Raw genomic sequence first — 3,414 nt, forward strand, 5'->3', positions numbered from 1 at the left:
GCCGTTTTCCGCCGTTTTCCCTGCTTCCGGAGCAGTCCCTTTTACTGTCCGCAGCAGCCTCAGGCATCTGCTGCCTAAGATGTAAAAACACGATCCGGAAGGAAGAGGGCCGCCAAAGCACAGCCTATGAAAGGGCGATCTCCTCCCCGTCAATGAACAGGCGCTTTACGCCGCCGTCATACTCCAGTGGATCTCCGTCCCAGATCACCAGGTCTGCGTCCTTTCCAGGCTCCAGAGTACCCACTCTGGAGGAAATTCCCATGTATTCCGCCGGATAAGCTGTCACACCCCTGATCGCTTCCTTCCGGCTTAAGCCCCGGTCTGTCATTAAGATCAGCTGGGTACTTAAGATCTCCAGATTCATCTCCGGATGGCCTGTGGAAATGGCCGCATGGACGCCTTCCTTCTCCAGCTCTGCTCCCAGAGACAGGGATTTTCCATTTTCCTCCACGGAAAAGCTGGTCCCATAAAGGGGGCCGATGATAAAGCGGAGGTCCTTTCTGTCCAGATCCCGGATCACCTGGGAGGCGTCATAGGCCATGGTCAGCACATAGTTCAGCCCAAACTCCTCGCCGATGCGGACCGCCGTCTCCATATCGTTGGCCTTCATGGCCGCCATCTGGACCGGCATCCCGTCGAATACCCTGGAAAGGGCCGCCAGCTCCAGCCTGAACTCCTGGCTCTCTCCCGCCTTTTCCTTTCTGGCGTACTCCTTCGCCTTAAAAAGGATATCCCGGATCATGGCCGCAGAAGCCAGTCTCGTCTGGGGCGCCCGGTTCTTTCCGCCGTACCGTTTCCTGGGACCGCTGGTGAGAACGAAGCGGTAAGCCGCCTCGGGCTTTATGATCCGTTTTTCCCTGGAAGCCCCGGCAGTCTTTAAGGCCGCACAGGTGCCTCCAATGAGGTTTCCATTTCCGGGTCCTGTTACCACTGTGGTCACTCCGGCCCGCAGGGCCATGGAAAAGCCCTCGTCCTCAAAATTCAGGGCGTCGTAGGCCCGCAGCTCTGGAACAATGGGGCCCTCCTCATTGGCATCGTTTTCCTCGAATCTATGGATCTGGCTGTTGACGCCCACCTGGCAGCTGGGCTCCACGATACCGGGAGTCACCAGAGCGCCTTCGGCGTCGATGATCTCCTCGTCTCCCTCCGGCATGAGGCAGTCCGCCACCTCTTTGATCTTTCCGTTTACGATACGGATGTCCTTCATCTCTTCAAAAATATCTGCACCGTCGATCAGCATACAGTTTTTTATCAGCATGGCTGCCACCTCCTTAATTTTCCGTCTGGTACTGGATCTTACCGTTGATGAGTACCGTCCGCGGCCTTCCTCCGGCCTTAAAGGGCTCGGATTCCCAGATCACCACGTCCGCCGCCTTGCCCGGCTCGATGGATCCCAGCTCGTCGGCCAGATCCAGGGCCTTTGCCGCCCGGATGGTCACGCATTTATAGGCCGTTTCCTCTGTGAGTCCGTGTTTCATCAGCACGGCCACCTGGGATAAGAAGCCCTCCATGGGGATCACATGGGAATCGGTGGTCAGGGTGAACTCCACGCCGGCCCTCTCCAGGATCGCCGGGGCGTCATAGCGCTTATCCTCCACCTCCAGCTTACTCTTTCCGCCTACGGTGGGGCCGATGATGTAATGGGCCTTTGCTTCCTTTAAGTCGTCGATCATCTTCCAGCCCTCGGTACAGTGCTCAATGCTCAGATTCAGCCCGAACTCCTTTCCGACCCGCAGGGCCGTCAGGATATCGTTGGCCTGGTGGGCATGGATCTTTACCAGCATTCCATCGAAGGCACGCATCAGAGAGTGCATGGCCAGATCATATGTAAAGGTGGATTCTTCTCCGTTTTTCAGCTTTTCTTCATGGGCCAGCCATTTTTCCCGGTATGCCTTCGCCTTATAGAACGCCTGGCGCATCAGAGCGGCAGAGCCCATTCTCGTGGACGGGGCCTGGCCCTTTTTCCCGTAGGAAACCTTAGGATTTTCTCCCAGGGCCATCTTTAAGGCAGCCTCCTCCTTCATGATCCTTTCGTTTAAGGTAGCTCCGGCGGTCTTCAAGTAGGCAAAGGTGCCTCCCATGATATTTCCGCTGCCAGGTCCCACAGCTACGGTGGTGACGCCGGCCTCCAGAGCCCGGTCAAACAGGCTGCAATGAAAATCAATGGCGTCGATGGCCCGCAGCTCCGGGTGAATAGGCCCTGTCATCTCATTGCCGTCCTGGCCATCGGCGTCAATGATGCCCAGATGACAGTGGGGCTCAATGAAGCCTGGCGTTACCAGGTTTCCCGCGGCATCGATGACTGTGTCCTCCGGCCCCGGGACGATCTCTTTTTCAACTTTCGCAATTTTCCCGTTTTCCACGGCAACATCGTATTTTTCCTTATAGATGCCTGCCATGGAGATCAGGGTTCCATTTTTAATTACCAGCATGGCTGTCCTCCTTTATTTCTTCGGTTTTCTCCGCTTTTTTCCGTTTTCCTTCCTCTCTCAGCTCCTTGAAGAAGTCCTTCATCATCCGGGAGCATTCCTCTCCCAGCACTCCGGTCTCTACCTCTGCCTGGTGGTTGAAGCCGTCCTCGTGGAGCAGGTCCAGGACAGAACCGGCGCATCCGGCCTTTGGATTCATGCAGCCGATGACCACCCGGGGGATCCTGGCCTGAACGATGGCCCCGGCGCACATGGGGCACGGCTCCAGGGTGACGTACATGGTGCAGTCCTCCAGCCTCCAGTCCCCGATCTTTCTGCATGCCTTGCGGATGGCAATGATCTCCGCATGGGCCAGGACATTTTTATCAATGGTGCGGCGGTTATAGCCCCGGGCGATGATCGCTCCGTCGTGGACGATCACACAGCCGATGGGGACCTCCTTTAAGGCAGCCGCCTTTTTTGCCTGGCGCACCGCCTCCCGCATATATTTTTCTTCCTGTGTCATACACTGTCTCCCCGATTCATGATTCTGAATATAAGTTTAACCGGGCCGGAAAGCGGTGTCAAGGAATTCGTTTTACAGCCCCGGCAAAAACAAACCGCCTGCCATCCTCTCTGCCTACGGGCGGCCTGCCTCCTCAAGGAAGAAGATCCCCTCCGCCAGATTGATGAACATTTCCCTGTCCTTTATGGCCCGCGGCCTTCCCTTCCACCATACGGTCTCCCGGTCAGCTGAAACGGAAACCGTCCTGCCGTCATCCAGAACGTATGTAATGGTGATCATGGGGCTGCCGCCGGAAACTGGCTCCTCAAACAGGGCGTATCTTAAAAATCCTGTGAGCTTTACCGCCTGCTCCACATGCTCCCGGTCCGTGAATTCCTTCTTCTCATCCGCGACTCCGGGATACTCCGCCACAATGCTCTGCACGTCCTCCGGATCGGGGATCCCCAGAAGGTACATGCCGTTCATGAAAATGCTGACGGC

4 protein-coding genes are annotated in these 3,414 nt (G+C 56.6%); all 4 read right to left on the minus strand.

Annotated features, from left to right (window positions below):
* Positions 1-124: 124 nt before the first annotated feature.
* A complete protein-coding gene (locus WIH05_RS00960) occupies positions 125-1,258 on the minus strand; it encodes an amidohydrolase family protein (protein WP_022274311.1) in 1,134 nt (377 codons plus the stop codon).
* Between the two features lie 13 nt (positions 1,259-1,271).
* Positions 1,272-2,432, minus strand: coding sequence for an amidohydrolase (locus tag WIH05_RS00965; RefSeq protein WP_022274310.1), 1,161 nt, complete (start codon positions 2,430-2,432; stop codon positions 1,272-1,274).
* Positions 2,419-2,934 carry a tRNA adenosine(34) deaminase TadA gene (gene tadA / locus WIH05_RS00970; protein ID WP_022274309.1) on the minus strand — a complete coding sequence of 172 codons (516 nt, stop codon included), beginning with the start codon at positions 2,932-2,934 and terminating at the stop codon, positions 2,419-2,421. The genes WIH05_RS00965 and tadA overlap by 14 nt, the downstream gene beginning before the upstream one ends.
* 114 nt (positions 2,935-3,048) lie before the next feature.
* The coding region (locus tag WIH05_RS00975; RefSeq protein ID WP_337424848.1) for a hypothetical protein at positions 3,049-3,414 on the minus strand (366 nt) is incomplete at its 5' end.

Origin of the sequence: Alitiscatomonas sp., from assembly GCF_037242085.1 — a bacterium.
Classification (GTDB): Bacteria; Bacillota; Clostridia; order Lachnospirales; family Lachnospiraceae; genus Alitiscatomonas; species Alitiscatomonas aceti.